Here is a 14,430-nt window from a genome sequence, read left to right as displayed (position 1 = left end):
TAAAAGATGGGGCGGCGCGCACTGGATGGGCGGGGTCTGCACCGGAGTGGTGCGCTCGCGGAGCGCTGGCCGCCCCTGCGCTTTAACCGAAGCCGAACAGCTTGATCAACAGCGGCAGGTTGTCGGTGAAGTCCACCGCCATGGCGGCTAGGAGCGGCAGGCTGCTCAGGAAGATCGGCCTTTGGGTGAAAGGACGGAACGCGCCTTGGTTGCATTGCTGGATCAGGGGGACGAGGTATTCGAGCTGGCCGACCAGGGGGTCGTTTTTCTCGCCCTTATATTGGATGATCCGCCGGTTCAAGCATTTCAGGGCGTTCTTGCAGGCCGCGTCCGCGGCTTTTTTGAGTCGATAATCGCAATACAGTAGATAGGCGGCGCTCGCGCCGATGACCAATTTCAAACCCAAGGGCGTGACCCAGTGGTCGAAATAACTGGACCGGGCCAATACCATGAGGACCAAGACCAAAAATGGGTAGGCCATGATTGTATTGATTTCCTCGGTCAGTTTCCCGACGAAATGGACGCTGATCCATTCGTGCAAGTTGTCCTGGGGGATTTTGATTTCCTCCACGAAGGCTTTCCAAGCGAAGGGTGGCCATTGTGTCAGGTGTTCCGATTTGGCGATGGCTTCTATCAACTGGGTCGCGGTCTGCGCGGCGTCGGTCACGAGGAATAATAATAGACTGAAGCTGGGTACCAATAATCCTAGCAGTAGCGTTTGGTCGATGGTCTTTATGTTTTCGCCACGATATGGAATATTGGGTTCGTGAATTTGGATGATTAGATAGCAGACAAAATAAAATAAAGCGGCAAATAAAAATGCGCGGGATAGGCGGCACTTCGAGGTATTCCACTGTAGCCAATTGACTAGCGGATCTTTTTTGGGATTGTTTGCGGAGCACGCTCCTTGATCGTCTGGGTTCAGATGGTGTTCATAATTTCTTTTGCCCGCCTTGTTGATTATCCATGTTTTCATTCTTTCCGAAAATTGGCATGAATCGATAATGGAATAACTTGCCAAAATCCATGCGATAAGACGTAGTAACTCTGTAGGCCACATGCTGACGCCTTCAGTAAATGCGAAGGGTTCTTCTGTGATCCTTCCGGCTTGGACAAAGACTAATATGATGGCTGAATATATTATCAAATAACTAAATATAAATGTTGTGATATGTGTAAAGCGTTTGTTGGTCTTTGGTGGTGTATTTCTGTTGATGGATGAGAGTATCGAGATCGCTAGGCTAGCTGTTAACACGATGGCGATCAGTGGGATTGATTCGGCTAGAAGTAGACAAAGCAAAATGTAGATCGCAATGTGTATTGAAAACAGAACGCCAATTAACTGCCCCATGAAATTTCTAGCGGTGGGGAGCGTATAAAGAAAAGTCAGTGGTATTGTAAAGCTTAAAAATTCTAACAGCCAAGTTTGCCAAGCAAGATGTAGCCCGAGGTTTTTAGGTGTGGCATGGATGTTATCGCAGTTTTTTATGTCTTGACAGGGCTCCCCGATTTTTTGCGGTTCATTCAGATGGAATTCCATGGTTCTACCGATTTCGAATATCCTCGCCCCTTTGTCGCTTAGCGCCTTTGAAATTGCTTTCTGGGAAATTCCTGGATCGTTCAAGGCGGCTTGTGTCGCCAAGAAATATGCCGTCTGCAAACTGCTCCGAAACGGCGGTATATCCTTCTGTAAGCCAGCCTCTAGTTCCAATCCAAACCCGGAGACCACGATCAGGTTCCGTGCCCATTGATTTTGGCTGGGATGGAGATAGCGGGCATCCATGTCGTTGGTGAAGAACAACACATCGGGGAAAAGGTCATGCATGGCTTCCAAAATCAACAGCTTGTCATAGACATCGCTGCCGAGGATTCCTACCGCTTGCAACGAGCCTTTGCCTTCCGAACGCCAGTGCCCATCCAAGATTTTAATTTTTTGGGCGAGTCGTCGCACATAGTCGAATTGGCTGTTCCCGTCGGCATCCTCCATGTTTTCCCGGCTTTCCGCGCTGGTTGTGCCGCTGTTTTTCTTGTCTTTGGCTTTATCGGGTTTGCCGTCGCTTTTATCTTGACGTTTTTCGCCGTCCAGGCCGCGTAAGTATCTGAATAAATGGATGCAATCGCTCCCGGCCATTTGCTCTAAATTTAAAGCTTTCGTGCAGCCGGAGTCTTTATTATTGAGTAGTTGCGCGAATGTCCGTGGTAAATGCCAAGAATACAAAGTATCCCATTCCGATAGTAATACTATATGATTTCTCGGGTTTGATTGTACGCCGCGTAAAGCTAGCTCCATTTTGAGTGTTCTGCCCAACGCCTCGTCTGTCGGGGTGGTTCTGATAAAGCGTATTTTGTCTTCGCAATTTTCAAAGTATTCAGATAGGTTGTGATTATCGCCGATGGCTTTTAGCAAAATGTTTTCTTGCGCGGTTGCTGCGGGGGAATAAAAGCTGAATGCGAGGCGATTATTGTGGTTGGGTTTTTTGCATGATAAATTATCGAAAGAGCTTTTTCTATCAAGGTTAGCGCTAGTTAATACTTCATTGGTTAAATCCTGTAGGCCCTCTGAATCTTTGGGGCCGAGTACCGCGATATTAAGCGTGAATAAATCTGATTGAACAATTTTCTCAAAAAGACTTATCAAATTTTGATAGGGCGTGATTTTGAAGTCTTTTTGGTTGAGCCATAGAACTAAAATTGATGGGTGATCTGGTTTGGATATTTCTTTAAGCTCTTCGTTTTTTGCCGGAGGGCGGTTTTCATGCTCCCCGACCGGCTTATAAGTCATCCACTCGTAGATGGCTTTGGATTCTTTATCCTTGCCTAGGGAAAAATAAACGTAATGGATATGCTCGGGTTCGTCGGATTGATAGCGCTTCGCCGCGTCGAAACCAGATAAAACCGCATAGCGCAAGCGCCGCCGGGTCTCTGCTTCCTCGAAATAGTGCCCATCCGGCAGCATCACCGCGATAACTTTTTGCTCCCCCTGTGGTTGTTCTCTGGCATCGAGTTTATTTTGGATTTCCTGGGTAAGGGCCTTTAGGTCATGGCCAAAGTGGTCGTCATGTCCGTCTTTATCCTTATCCTTATCCCGCACCTCATGCGCCTCTGCCGCCTCGAACGGGTCTTGCCAAAGCCGGGCCTCGACTTCGTGCAGTGGCTCCGAAGGCTTGGATTGAATATCGGGTCCGTTGGGTCGGCTTTGGTTATAGGGGGTTTGTCCGATGAATAACGTGCCCGCTAGCACCAGCGCTAATACGCTGCCCAAATTGGCGAATGGAAACCCGAATTTGCCATCGTTTTGGTTGTTTTCGGCCATGGCTTGTTTCCCCCTTGAGGTTGGATGGATTCCAAGGGCGTGACCGGAGCCGATGACCGCTCGGTTGGGTGGGGATGTGTCGGTATTGATCCGACACTGATGCGTTGCAAAATCAGATAGGCGGCGAGCGCGGCGGGTCACTCCAAGTATAGCCGTCAAATTAAATTGGCGGGGCTGTCAAGCAAGAGGGCGGGGTATCGATAGGGCGCGATGAGATCGGCCATAGCGGGCGGAAGCTTGGCCCAATCCGGGTGACAGTGTGCGGTGGGGTTGGGGCGTGGCCATCCAGGCCGGATGCGGGCGGGTTATTTCATCCCATTGCGCAGGCCGATCAAGGCTTGGTCGAAGTCGTCCACCCGGACCAAGCCCCGGCGTGGGAATTCGAGGTCGAGGGTGACATAAACCGCCGCCGCCAGGACCAGGGCAAAACCGATCATGTGCAGCCAGTTGCGTGAACGACTGCCTGCCATGCCGTAACCCGCCAGCAAGGCGCTGACCAAGGCCACGCCGAACAGCATCAGGTAGATGACGAAGGGTGGATGTAGCAGGTTGGCCATGGTCCGGGTGGTGGTGATGTCGAACATGGTGTTCAGGGCGGGCAGCAGCAATTTGGTGGCGTCCGTCGCCGCGCCTTGGGCTGCGGAGGCCGCGACCGCTTCCCGCCAGATTTCCCCTTGCAGGGCGTTGGACCGGGACAGTTCCGTCTGGAAGGCAGTGGTGTCCCTGATTTTGCGGTAGACCTCGATCCGGGTGTCCACATAGTGCCGGAGCAATTCCTTCAGGCGGGGCCGCGCCGCTTCCGGCAGGAGGTCCAGCCGCAGATAGGCGGTGCCGATGTCGTTGGCTTCCTCGACGATCAAGTCGCGCCGGTCGTCGAAGCGGTGGGTCGCGCCGGAGAAGGTGAAGGCGATCAAGAGGCCGAGCAGGGCGAACACCGCGTTTTCGACCGTGCCGGTGCCGGCCCTGGCCCCTTCGGGGTCCACCGCCTGCCGCCGGTTGCCGATGCGCCTGCCGATTTCCAGCAAGGACAGCATTCCCAGGAACAGCAGGAGGGTGAGGGTGAAGGCGAAAAAGGCATAGCCCATGGCAGATTCCTCCGTGTGGGATGCTGAAAATTTGGGGTGTTGAGTGGGCGCGACGTCTAGGCTTTGGGTCAGCTTAGCATCGGTGGGAAGGTGTGGGTACGGGGCTTGGAGGTCAGGCGCAGGGGATCGTAGGTCCGCCGCACCTTGGGTTTTGGGCTATGCCCGGCGGCGTGTGACCACCGGGCGCGTTGCGGGAAGGGAAAAGGTTCAGGCCGGTTCCGCCTCCACCTCGATGGCATGGCAAGGGCATTGCTCGAAGCAGGCCATGCAGCCGGTGCAACGCTCATAGTCGTAGCGGTAGCGCTTGCCCGGTCCCAGTTTGAGGATGGCCTGTTCCGGGCAAGCGCCGTAGCAGCCGTCGCACTCGAAGCAATTGCCGCAGGAAAAACAGCGCTTGGCCTCGAACACCGCCTCGCCCTCCGCCAAACCCGCCACCACTTCCTTGAAACCATAGCGGCGTTTTTCCAGTGCCAACTCATCCTGCTGGCGCTGCTCGGCCTCGGTGAAATACCACAGGTGCAACTTGTCGAAGCCGACCACCTCGTGCTTGGGTACTTTCACATAAACGGCGTCGCGCAAATAGGCGTCGATGCAACGGGCGGCTTGCTTGCCATGGCCCACGGCCACGGTCACGGTGCGCTCGCTCGGCACCATGTCGCCGCCCGCGAAAATCCCGGCGTGCCCAGTCATCATGTTTTGATCCACCACTACCGTGCCGTCCTTCTTGAAGGCGATGCCGGGAATCTCCTTGAGGAACCCCGTGTCGGTGTCCTGGCCCAAGGCCAGGATCAGGGCGTCGGCTTCCAGGGTCTCGAATTCGCCGGTCGATTCTGGGTAGCCCTCGGCGTTGATCTGCATGATTTCGACCGTGATGCGGTCCTCGGTGATTTCCTTGATGGTGCGCAGCCAGTTGATCTTGACGCCTTCCGAGATCGCTTCGTCGGCCTCGAACGAATGGGCCGGCATATGCGCGCGGTCGCGGCGGTAGATGATGAGGGCTTGTTCCGCGCCCAGGCGTTTGGCGGTGCGGGCCGCGTCCATGGCGGTGTTGCCGCCGCCGTATATGGCCACCCGGCGTCCGAGCAACGGAGCCTCGCCCAGGTTGGCCTCGCGTAGGAAGCTGACCGCGTCCAGAATCTTCCCGGCGTCGCGGGCCGGAATCTCCACCCGCTTGCTCAGATGCGCCCCGACGGCGGTGAAGGCGGCGTCGAAGCCACCCGCTTGCATCTCGGCCAGGAGGTTCTCGACCTTGTGGTTCAGCACGATCTTGACGCCCAGCGACTCGATGCGGTGGATTTCGGCCATCAGCTCCGCCCGTGGGAGCCGATAGGCCGGGATGCCGAAATGCATCATGCCGCCCGCGACCGGCCCGGCCTCGCGGATTTCCACCTGGTGGCCCAGGCGGGCCAGATGGTAGGCGGCGGACAAGCCGCTCGGTCCCGCCCCGACCACCAACACCCGCTGGCCGCTGGGCGGGGCGTCGGGTTCGATCTTCCAAGCTTCTTTCAAAGCCATATCGCCCAGGAAGCGTTCCACCGCGTGGATGCTGACCGGGGAATCGACCCCGGCGCGGTTGCAGCCGCTTTCGCACGGGTGGTAGCAGACCCGGCCATGCACGGCGGGCATGGGGTTGTCGCGCATCAGGGTTTGCCAGGCTAGGTGATAGCGACCGGCTTGCACCTGGGCCAGCCAAGCCTGGATGTTTTCCCCGGCGGGGCAGGCGTTGTTACAAGGCGGCAGCAGGTCGAGATAGACGGGGCGTTGGGTGCGGAAAGGGCCGGTGCCGTGGTCGTGCTTTAGCAGATCGGCGGGGCGGGTCAGGTCGGCGCGTTTGGGAATACTGCTCATGGATGTGGTTCCTTGGCTATCGTATCGCTTTGAGATTAGGCCCGTTCGTGGGCTTCGGGCGGGGTGCGATGGAAATATAGAAATTATGGAGGATTTATGGGGAAATCGGCGTGACGGCGGGTTTCCGATCTTCAAGACCCCAGCAGCACGGCCTTGGCCTGGTTGATTTGCGCCGCCAGATAATCCGAACCGCCCCGGTCCGGGTGCAGGCGCTGCATCAAACGGCGGTGGGCGGCGATGATGTCCTCGCGGCTGGCACCGGGCGGGACGCCCAGGATTTGCCGGGCTTCCTCGACATCCATCCGCCCTCCCGGCCGGGCGGGGCGTCCGGGTTCGGAGGCGGGCGACGCCCGGCCCAGCCGTTGCCAATAAAGCCGCAACGCGGGCAACCCGAACAGCGTCCCCAGCAACAGGAACCCGCCCAGCGGATTGCCCCGGCCCAGGCTGAGGAGCGCCACCATCAACAAGACCAGGAGCCAGGGTAGGCCGCCGCGGAGTCTTTGGGCGGCGGGGTTCGCCGCGGGGTCGAGGAAGCGCCGCCCCGCCCAGAACGCGAGGGCCAGGACCAGGAAGGCGAGGACAAGCAGGAGCATGGTGTTTCCCAATAGGGCAAGAAGGGTGTGGAGTCTAATCCTCCGGCGGCGGGCCGGGTAGGGGAGCGCCGTGGGTTTTGGGGCGTGGCTTGCTGGCCGATTCGCCGCTATGGCATGATGGCCCTCCCCGCAGAGACCGCCCCGCCTCCTTTGAATCCCATGGAAACCGTTGGCATCGCACCGGCTGGCCGGACCTGGAGGCTTTTTTGTCGCTTGGCGGCGGCTCGCCGATATCCCCGAAGATTCCATCAACCACCGCATTAGAAAACCACTATGACGACTATCCGATCTTTCAACCCGCCGATCCGCACGCTGATGGGGCCGGGTCCGTCCGATGTCCATCCCCGCATCCTGGAAGCCATGGCGAGGCCGACCATCGGCCATCTCGATCCCGTGTTCGTGGGCATGATGGACGAGATGAAGAGCCTCCTGCACTACGCCTTCCGCACCCGGAACGAACTGACCCTGCCGGTATCCGCGCCGGGTTCCGCCGGGATGGAAACCTGCTTCGTCAACCTGGTCGAACCGGGCGACAAGGTCATCGTCTGCCAGAACGGCGTGTTCGGCGGGCGCATGAAGGAGAACGTCGAGCGCTCCGGCGCGACCGCCATCATGGTCAAGGACGAATGGGGCAAGCCGGTGGACCCGAACAAGGTGGCCGAAGCCCTGGCCGCGCATCCAGACGCCAAGATCGTGGCCTTCGTCCAGGCCGAGACCTCCACCGGCGCCCTGTCCGATGCCGAAACCATCACCCGGTTGGCCCATGACCAGGGCTGTCTCGTGATCGTGGACGCGGTGACTTCGCTGGGCGGTTCGCCGCTGGAAGTGGATGCTTGGGGCATCGACGCCATCTATTCCGGTTCGCAGAAATGCCTGTCCTGCGCGCCCGGCTTGTCGCCGGTCAGTTTCGGGCCGCGCGCCGTGGAGAAGATCAAGGCCCGCAAGACCCCGTGCCAAAGCTGGTTCCTCGACTTGAGCCTGGTCATGAATTATTGGGGCGGCGGCACCAAGCGGGCCTATCACCATACCGCGCCGATCAATGGGCTCTATGGCCTGCACGAAGCCTTGGTGATGTTGCAGGAAGAAGGCGTCGAGCATTCCTGGAAGCGCCACACCGACATGCACGAAGCCCTGAAGGCCGGTTTCGAGGCTTTGGGCCTTAGCTTCGTGGTGCCGGAAGGTTCGCGCCTGCCGCAGTTGAATTCCGTCACCATCCCCCAGGGCGTGGACGACGCGGCGGTGCGCGGCTTGCTGCTCAAGCGCTACGGCCTGGAAATCGGCGCGGGCTTGGGCGATCTGGCCGGGAAGATTTGGCGCGTGGGCCTCATGGGCCACGGCGCTTCGGCCAAGAACGTGGTGTTCTGCCTGACCGCGCTGGAAGCCGTGTTGAGCGAAATGAAGGCTCCTATTGCCGCCGGAGTCGCGGTGCCCGCCGCGCAGGCGGTGTTGGCGGCGAAGGGTTATTGAGCCTTCGCGGTCTTGGTATCGGGGTGCGGGCAGGGATGCCCGCCCCAGGGTTAAAGGAAACCCCATCCCAGCCGTTATCTTGGCGAGTCGTCCCCGTTCCCAGGGTAAGCCGCCATGAATATCCTCCCCCAGAATTCCGCCTCGCCGCGCTTGGACCTATTCCAGACCTTGCGCCGCCAAGGCGCGACCGTGGTCAACGCGGACCCGTCCGCTTCCGGTGCCGCCCAGGCCAGCCACAGCCCCGGAACCCCGACATCGACCGCCAATAAAACCCCCGACCTGCTGGAATCCTATGTCGGCCAGCGCCTGCGTTCCGCCTTGGACGGGCAGGACGCCCAGGCGGCTTCCTCCGCGAAACCGGCCCGGTTCGAGGATTTCTCGCCCGCCGCCGTGGCGGGCCGCATCGTCGATTTCGTCGGCCAGCGCCTCGCCAAGGTCGAGGACGCCGATAAGCGGGCGGCGCTGCTGGACCAGGCCCGGCAGGGCATCGAGCAGGGTTTCGCCGATGCCCGTGATGTGCTGAAGGGCATGGGGATGTTGCAAGGCGGGGTGGCGCAGAACATCGACGACACCTATGGCCGGGTGATGGACGGCCTGGACCATCTTGGCCGGGGCGGCTCCGCCGACACGGTCCCGACCGTGACGGACCCGGCCACGGCCACCTCCCTGAGCCAAGCCGCGGCGGCCAGCTTCGCACAGGTCGAGACCAACGCCGTCAGCCTCTCGATCCAAACCGCCGACGGCGACCGGATCAACTTCAAATTCCGGGGCGAACAAGGCGCGGCCCTCACCGCCTTCGCCAGCCAGGGCCGGGATGGCGCGGAATCCGGCGCCAGCCTCGTCCAATACCAATCGAGCCGCCTGGATTTCAGTGTCGAGGGCGATCTGGACGCGGGCGAGCAAAAGGCCATCGCCGCCTTGGTCAAGGATGTGCAGGGCTTGGCCGGACGGTTCTTCAACGGCGATGTGCAGGCCGCGTTCCAGCAAGCGGCGAAGATGGGTTTCGATCACCAAGAACTGGCCGGTTTCTCGCTCAAGCTGACCCAGACCGTGGAAACCCGCGCCGTGGCCGCTTACCAGTCCACCGCCGCGACCGCCACTGCCCCGGCCCCGTCGATCCAGGACGCCGTGAACGCCACCGCCGACCTGCGCAAGCTGTTCCAATCGGCCCAGGCGTCGCAGGTGTTCGCCGATCCCGGCCAGGCCTTGTCCGATTTGTTCGGCGGCATCGCTCAGGCCCAAGGGCTGACCCAACAGCCGGAGACCGACCCGGCTTTACAGCGCGTGAAAGATTTATTGGGCCAATTCGCCGGGGGCGACTACGCTTTGTCCCAGGGACAATGAGTTTCCTCCTGAGACTGGGCGTATGGAAGATGCGCCGGAAGAGAGGCCGCCCGATACCGCGGGCGGCCTTGTTTTTGCCTGGAGGTTTCATCCTCCCGCGCTTGACGGTCCCGCGTCCCCGGCGCAACATGCCCGCCGCCCTGGCCGATGCGCCGGGGCCGACCCCATCCATCATCCCCAGGAGGCAAGCTATGATCCTACGCGCTGTATCGTTCCTGTCCGCCGCCCTGCTGGTGCTGCCAGCGCTGGCCGTCGCCCAGGGTTTGGACCCCCACGAGGCCCAAACCCTGCGCACCTATTGCAAGGCCGATGTGGAGCGGCTTTGTCCCAATGTCGAACCGGGCGGCGGGCGCATCAAGGAATGCCTGATGGCGCAGAAGGAATCGATGTCGGTCGGCTGCGCCAAGGCTTTGCAGGAATTGAAGAAGGAAATGAAGCAGAAATAGCCCGTATCGCGGGGCGGGGAATCCTGGACGCTCGCCCCCGTGTCCGGTTCAGCCCAGCGCCTTCACCACGATGGCGGCCCCGCCCAAGGGGCTGCGTCCCAGTTCCAGCCGCCCGCCATAGGTCCGCACGATGGAATGGACGATGGCCAGCCCCAACCCGTGCCCCGGCACCGAAGGATCGGCCCGCTCGCCGCGCTTCAAGAGGCGCTCGGCCACCGCGGGCGGGATGCCGGGGCCGTCGTCCTCGACCGTGATTTCCAGGCCGGCCTCGCCGTGGCGGGCACCCAGCGCCACCCGGTTCCGCGCCCATTTGTAGGCGTTCTCGGTCAGGTTGCCGAGGATTTCCAGCAAATCCCCCTCGTCGCCCCGGAACATCAAATCGGGATCGATCCGGCTTTCGCAAACCACGCCCTTGTCGGCATAGACCTTGTTCAAGGCGGCGACCAATTGCCGGGCCTTGTCGGCCACGACAACCGGCGGGGCCAGGTGGCTGCGCCCGGCGGCGGCGGCGCGTTTCAACTGGTATTCGACGATGCGGTTCATGCGCTCGATCTGCTCCAGGGCCACCGTTTTGCCGTCTTCCTGGGGCGCGTCGAAGCTGCCGCGCAGCACGGCCAGCGGGGTTTTTAGGCTGTGGGCCAGGTCGCCCAGCGCGTCGCGGTAGCGGGCGAGGTGCGATTCGGCCTGGTCCAACAGGGCGTTGAGGTTGCCGGTGAGGCCGTGTAATTCCCTGGGGTAGAAGCCGGTCAGCCGTTCGGCCCGGCCCGCCTCGATCTTGCGGATATCCGCCGCCACCCGCCGCAAGGGCGCGAAACAGCGCCGCAGGATCAAGGCCTGTAGCAGCAGCAACAGCAAGGCCGCGCCGCCGAACCAGCGCCACAGGTCGCGCCGGACGTGGTTCATCCGCCCATAGTAGTAGCTTTCCTTGTCGTCCAGGGTTTCGGCGACCTGGAGGATGTGGGCGACGGGGGCGCGGTTTTTGGCGGTGGCGTAATCCAGCCGGAGGCTCAGCACGTGGAGTTGGGTGCCGTTGGCGAGTTGGATGGGATCGAGCCGGGCGGTCCAATAGCCGGGCAGCGGCGGCCAGGGAATGTCGAGGTTCTGGGCCGAATCCGATACCCATTCGCGCTTCTGGTCGGTTTGCCGGACCAGGGTGGCGTACAGGCCGGAACCGGGCTGGCCGAAGCGGTCGTTGAGGGTTTGCGGCAGGGTTTTGAGGGCGTCGAGGTGGTCTTTTTCGATGCTGGCCTTGAGCGGTTCGCCATAGCCGCGCAGCCGGTCGCGCATGACCGCCTCGGCGCTATCGCTGAAAGCTTCGTCCAGCACCAAGCCGGTCAGTCCCAAGAACGCCGCCAGGGCCAGGCTGGCGAACAGCAAGGCCCGTGCTTGCAGCGAATAGCCCATCAGCCGCGGGCCAGGGTGAAGCGGTAGCCCCGGCCCCTGAGGGTTTCGATGGGCTTGAGGCGGTTGTCGGGGTCGAGCTTCTTGCGCAGCCGGGCCACGAACACTTCGATCACATTGCTATCGAGATCGAAATCCTGGTCGTAGAGATGCTCGGTCAGGGTGGTTTTGGACACCACTTCGCCGGTGTGCAGCATCAGATATTCCAGCAGCTTGTATTCCTGGGCGGTGAGTTCGACCGGACGGCCTTCTGACTCGACCCGCTGGCTCGCCAAATCCAGCACGACGGGACCGCAGCGCAGGCTGGACTGGGCCACGCCCGCCGCCCGCCGCAGCAGCGCCTTGATCCGTGCCAGGAGTTCCTCGAACTGGAACGGCTTGACCAGATAATCGTCGGCCCCGGCGTTCAAACCTTCGACCTTGTCCTGCCAACGGCCTTGGGCGGTGAGGATCAGGACCGGGAAGGCGATGCCCCGCGCCCGCCAGCGCCGGACCACTTCGATTCCCGGCAAGATCGGCAGGCCCAGATCGACGATGGCGAGATCGAAGGGATATTCGGTGCCGAGATAATGGCCCTCCTGGCCGTCGGCGGCGGCGTCCACGGCGTAGCCCTGGGCTTGCAGCCCGGAGCGGAGTTGGGTGCGGAGTTCGGTTTCGTCTTCGATGATGAGGAGGCGCATGGGCGGTGGTCGGCAATGGGGAAGGAAAAACCCGGTGGGCCGAGATATGATAGATTATCCCGGCTGTTGTTATAAATGAAAACCCGGCGGCGGAGGTTTGGTCCAGGCTTCGATGATGTAGTCGGCGGACCTATCTCTGGCCGGTTGGATAGTTGCCATCAGAATAGGGGGTTGTGTTGGAGAAAGGGGTATTCGAGGGGATACATTCCCAAGGGGTGATTTATGGTTGGGTGGAGGGTTCTGGGGATGCCAAGGCGCAAAGATCGATCTATCTCTACGCCGGGCAACGCTTGCTGGCGAGTGTCCCGGCGGTCCATCCCAGGCCCGATATAGAAAGCACCGGTTTGTCCCGGCAAGCCTTGGGGTTTGGGTGGATTCCCCCGCTTAAAGTATTGGCCCAGTGGCGGCCCGGCGATAAGGTCCATGCCTATTTCGATGAACAGGGAACCCGCGAGTTGCAAAATAGCCCGGCTTGCTTGGATCAGGCGGCTATCGATGCCTTGCTGGGCAATGCCCATGATTTGCGCTATCGGCGTTTGGCAGGGCGGCTGGATGGTATTTCCCTCGACGGTAAAATCTGCGGCTGGGCGATGGACCCGGAAGAACTCGATAAACCCGTGCCGGTATATTTCTATGTCGGTAACCAGCTTTTGGGCAAGGTCGATGCCGATATATTCCGCGAGGATTTGCGCAAGACCAAGATCGGGAATGGGAAACATGGTTTTTCCTACCAGGAATGGGCTTGGCCCCCTGCCATCGCCGTCCGCGAAGGGTTGGCCCTCCATGCCTATTTCGACCGGGAACGCCGATACGAATTGGGCACCAGCCCCCTGGTACTCAAGCAGGAGGACGCCAACCGCCTGGATTGGTACCGTACTTTACAGGTCGATTTGCGCGGCAAGGATTTGCAACGGAAGCACGAGTTGCTATTCACGGCGGAACCGATTCCCTATATCGCCTGGGTATCCATGATCAAGGACGAAGAGGATATCATTGGCTTGAACCTGGATTGGCATTATGCGCTGGGATTTCGGAAATTCGTGCTGATCGATAATGGCTCTACCGATGGCAGCCGGGCGGCGGTCGAGGTATTTAAACAGCGATTCGCCGATGCGGCGGTGATTATCATCGAAGACCCGGTGGTCGCGCATTTGCAGTCGGAATTCACCACCGGGGCTTTCCGCTTGGCCTGCGCGATCTGGCCGGAATTGCGCTGGGTATTTCCGGTGGATGCCGATGAGTTCCTTTGCCTGGAACGGCCTTTGGAGGCTATGCTGGCCGGTGTGCCGGAAGCGGTCGATGCCGTGATTTTCCCCAAGAGTTTCTATATGCCGGTCCGGGGGGAACCGGCGGCGGAAGGAACCCCATTGTTCGACTGGATGGAATATCGCACGCCGATCAATCCGGTATCGGCCAAGGTGGCGCTCAGGGCCGATCCGAAATATCTTATTTCCCAAGGTAATCATAATCTCTCCGTGGCGGGGAGCGGGGCGGTGGCTTATTTGAGCGGTTATGGTTTGGGCGGGCATTATCGGGAATTCCGAATCCGGTCCGCCGAGCATTTGCGGAAGAAAACCATCAATGGTGGCAAGGCGATTCTGGCCGCCGAGGCGTTGGGCAAACAAGAAGTGGGCGGTAGCCATTGGATGGGTTGGTATCAAGGCTATTTGCAGAAAGGGGAGGGGTTTTTTGCCGGATTATTCCAATCCTGTTTCCAGGCGCGGGAAGGCATGGTGTGCGATCCCATGCCTTATCCACCTACCCATCCCCGTCCGGGCTAGCCCCGGCCTGCTCACTCGGCGACCTCATGACCGATGACCGTGCCCAAGACCGCGCCGCCGATGGTCGCCACCGGGTCGCCACGCCCCGCTTGATTGCCGATGGCGCCGCCAAGGATGCCGCCCGCGACCATGGGCACGGTTTCGGAGGCCCGGCCATGATGGCGCGGATAGGCCATGGGCTGGCGGTAGACCGGCACTTCCCGGTAGATGACGCGGGGGGGCGGTGGCGGGGGCGCGTAATAGCGTTCGACGATCACCGGGGGTGGTCGATAGTAAACCGGCGGCGGCGGGTAGTAGGCCCGGCCCCAGCCACCCGGTCCCCAACCGGGTCGATATCCGCCGTGATGGTGATGATGATGCTCGTGTTCCCAGCGCCAGCCGTCGCCGTCGGCATGGGCTGTGGGGGCCATGGCCAGGACGGCGAGGGTGGCCAGGACGATGAGTTCGCGCATGGGCTTGCTCCTTGGGTGGA

Annotated in this window: 11 protein-coding genes; 4 read left to right on the top strand and 7 right to left on the bottom strand. The window is 60.5% G+C overall.

Annotated features, from left to right (window positions below; genetic code table 11):
- Positions 1-82: 82 nt before the first annotated feature.
- The 4 genes from B9N93_RS24755 to B9N93_RS13565 all read right to left on the bottom strand — a co-directional run bounded on the left by B9N93_RS24755 (position 83) and on the right by B9N93_RS13565 (position 6,839).
- Positions 83-3,313 carry a hypothetical protein gene (locus tag B9N93_RS24755; protein ID WP_125468982.1) on the bottom strand — a complete coding sequence of 1,077 codons (3,231 nt, stop codon included), beginning with the start codon at positions 3,311-3,313 and terminating at the stop codon, positions 83-85.
- A gap of 305 nt (positions 3,314-3,618) precedes the next feature.
- Entirely contained in the window at positions 3,619-4,398 is a 780-nt protein-coding gene (locus B9N93_RS13575) for a bestrophin-like domain (RefSeq protein ID WP_085214521.1), read from the bottom strand.
- 207 nt (positions 4,399-4,605) lie between these two features.
- Positions 4,606-6,246 (bottom strand): NAD(P)-binding protein, encoded by a 1,641-nt coding sequence (locus tag B9N93_RS13570; RefSeq protein WP_085214519.1) that lies wholly within the window; start codon positions 6,244-6,246, stop codon positions 4,606-4,608.
- Between the two features lie 131 nt (positions 6,247-6,377).
- Positions 6,378-6,839 carry a DnaJ domain-containing protein gene (locus B9N93_RS13565; RefSeq protein ID WP_125468981.1) on the bottom strand — a complete coding sequence of 154 codons (462 nt, stop codon included), beginning with the start codon at positions 6,837-6,839 and terminating at the stop codon, positions 6,378-6,380.
- Positions 6,840-7,112: 273 nt separating this feature from the next.
- Here B9N93_RS13565 and B9N93_RS13560 point away from each other — a divergent pair, with 273 nt between their 5' ends.
- The 3 genes from B9N93_RS13560 to B9N93_RS13550 all read left to right on the top strand — a co-directional run bounded on the left by B9N93_RS13560 (position 7,113) and on the right by B9N93_RS13550 (position 10,096).
- A complete protein-coding gene (locus B9N93_RS13560) occupies positions 7,113-8,306 on the top strand; it encodes a pyridoxal-phosphate-dependent aminotransferase family protein (RefSeq protein WP_085214518.1) in 1,194 nt (397 codons plus the stop codon).
- A 114-nt stretch (positions 8,307-8,420) separates the two neighbouring features.
- The gene (locus tag B9N93_RS13555) at positions 8,421-9,650 is read left to right on the top strand and encodes a DUF5610 domain-containing protein (RefSeq protein WP_085214516.1); all 1,230 of its coding nucleotides are present in this window, start codon (positions 8,421-8,423) and stop codon (positions 9,648-9,650) included.
- Positions 9,651-9,841: 191 nt separating this feature from the next.
- Complete coding sequence (locus tag B9N93_RS13550) at positions 9,842-10,096, top strand: cysteine rich repeat-containing protein (protein WP_085214514.1); 255 nt, start codon at positions 9,842-9,844, stop codon at positions 10,094-10,096.
- 48 nt (positions 10,097-10,144) lie between these two features.
- On the opposite strand, the gene B9N93_RS13545 is transcribed toward B9N93_RS13550, so the two are convergent.
- Positions 10,145-11,500, bottom strand: a complete 1,356-nt coding sequence (locus B9N93_RS13545; RefSeq protein ID WP_085214512.1) for an ATP-binding protein — start codon at positions 11,498-11,500, stop codon at positions 10,145-10,147.
- Entirely contained in the window at positions 11,500-12,177 is a 678-nt protein-coding gene (locus B9N93_RS13540; protein WP_085214510.1) for a response regulator transcription factor, read from the bottom strand. Before B9N93_RS13540 ends, B9N93_RS13545 begins: the two co-directional genes overlap by 1 nt.
- A 173-nt stretch (positions 12,178-12,350) precedes the next feature.
- Between B9N93_RS13540 and B9N93_RS13535 the strand changes: the two genes are divergently transcribed.
- Complete coding sequence (locus tag B9N93_RS13535; RefSeq protein ID WP_085214508.1) at positions 12,351-13,958, top strand: glycosyltransferase family 2 protein; 1,608 nt, start codon at positions 12,351-12,353, stop codon at positions 13,956-13,958.
- An 11-nt stretch (positions 13,959-13,969) separates the two neighbouring features.
- Here B9N93_RS13535 and B9N93_RS13530 read toward each other — a convergent pair whose 3' ends face one another.
- Positions 13,970-14,410 carry a glycine zipper 2TM domain-containing protein gene (locus B9N93_RS13530; RefSeq protein ID WP_085214506.1) on the bottom strand — a complete coding sequence of 147 codons (441 nt, stop codon included), beginning with the start codon at positions 14,408-14,410 and terminating at the stop codon, positions 13,970-13,972.
- Between the last annotated feature and the right edge of the window lie 20 nt (positions 14,411-14,430).

This window comes from Methylomagnum ishizawai (genome assembly GCF_900155475.1).
Taxonomy (GTDB): Bacteria; Pseudomonadota; Gammaproteobacteria; order Methylococcales; family Methylococcaceae; genus Methylomagnum; species Methylomagnum ishizawai_A.
The sequence above is the reverse complement of the archived record's forward strand: the minus strand, read 5'-3'. Positions and strand labels throughout refer to the sequence as shown.

Bases quoted from the DNA above. Each gene is read 5' to 3' on its own strand.
- B9N93_RS13545 (WP_085214512.1), bottom strand. From the start codon at position 11,500: ATGGGCTATTCGCTGCAAGCACGGGCCTTGCTGTTCGCCAGCCTGGCC.
- B9N93_RS13565 (WP_125468981.1), bottom strand. From the start codon at position 6,839: ATGCTCCTGCTTGTCCTCGCCTTCCTGGTCCTGGCCCTCGCGTTCTGG.
- B9N93_RS13560 (WP_085214518.1), top strand. From the start codon at position 7,113: ATGACGACTATCCGATCTTTCAACCCGCCGATCCGCACGCTGATGGGG.
- B9N93_RS13555 (WP_085214516.1), top strand. From the start codon at position 8,421: ATGAATATCCTCCCCCAGAATTCCGCCTCGCCGCGCTTGGACCTATTC.
- B9N93_RS13530 (WP_085214506.1), bottom strand. From the start codon at position 14,410: ATGCGCGAACTCATCGTCCTGGCCACCCTCGCCGTCCTGGCCATGGCC.
- B9N93_RS13540 (WP_085214510.1), bottom strand. From the start codon at position 12,177: ATGCGCCTCCTCATCATCGAAGACGAAACCGAACTCCGCACCCAACTC.
- B9N93_RS13575 (WP_085214521.1), bottom strand. From the start codon at position 4,398: ATGGGCTATGCCTTTTTCGCCTTCACCCTCACCCTCCTGCTGTTCCTG.
- B9N93_RS24755 (WP_125468982.1), bottom strand. From the start codon at position 3,313: ATGGCCGAAAACAACCAAAACGATGGCAAATTCGGGTTTCCATTCGCC.
- B9N93_RS13550 (WP_085214514.1), top strand. From the start codon at position 9,842: ATGATCCTACGCGCTGTATCGTTCCTGTCCGCCGCCCTGCTGGTGCTG.
- B9N93_RS13570 (WP_085214519.1), bottom strand. From the start codon at position 6,246: ATGAGCAGTATTCCCAAACGCGCCGACCTGACCCGCCCCGCCGATCTG.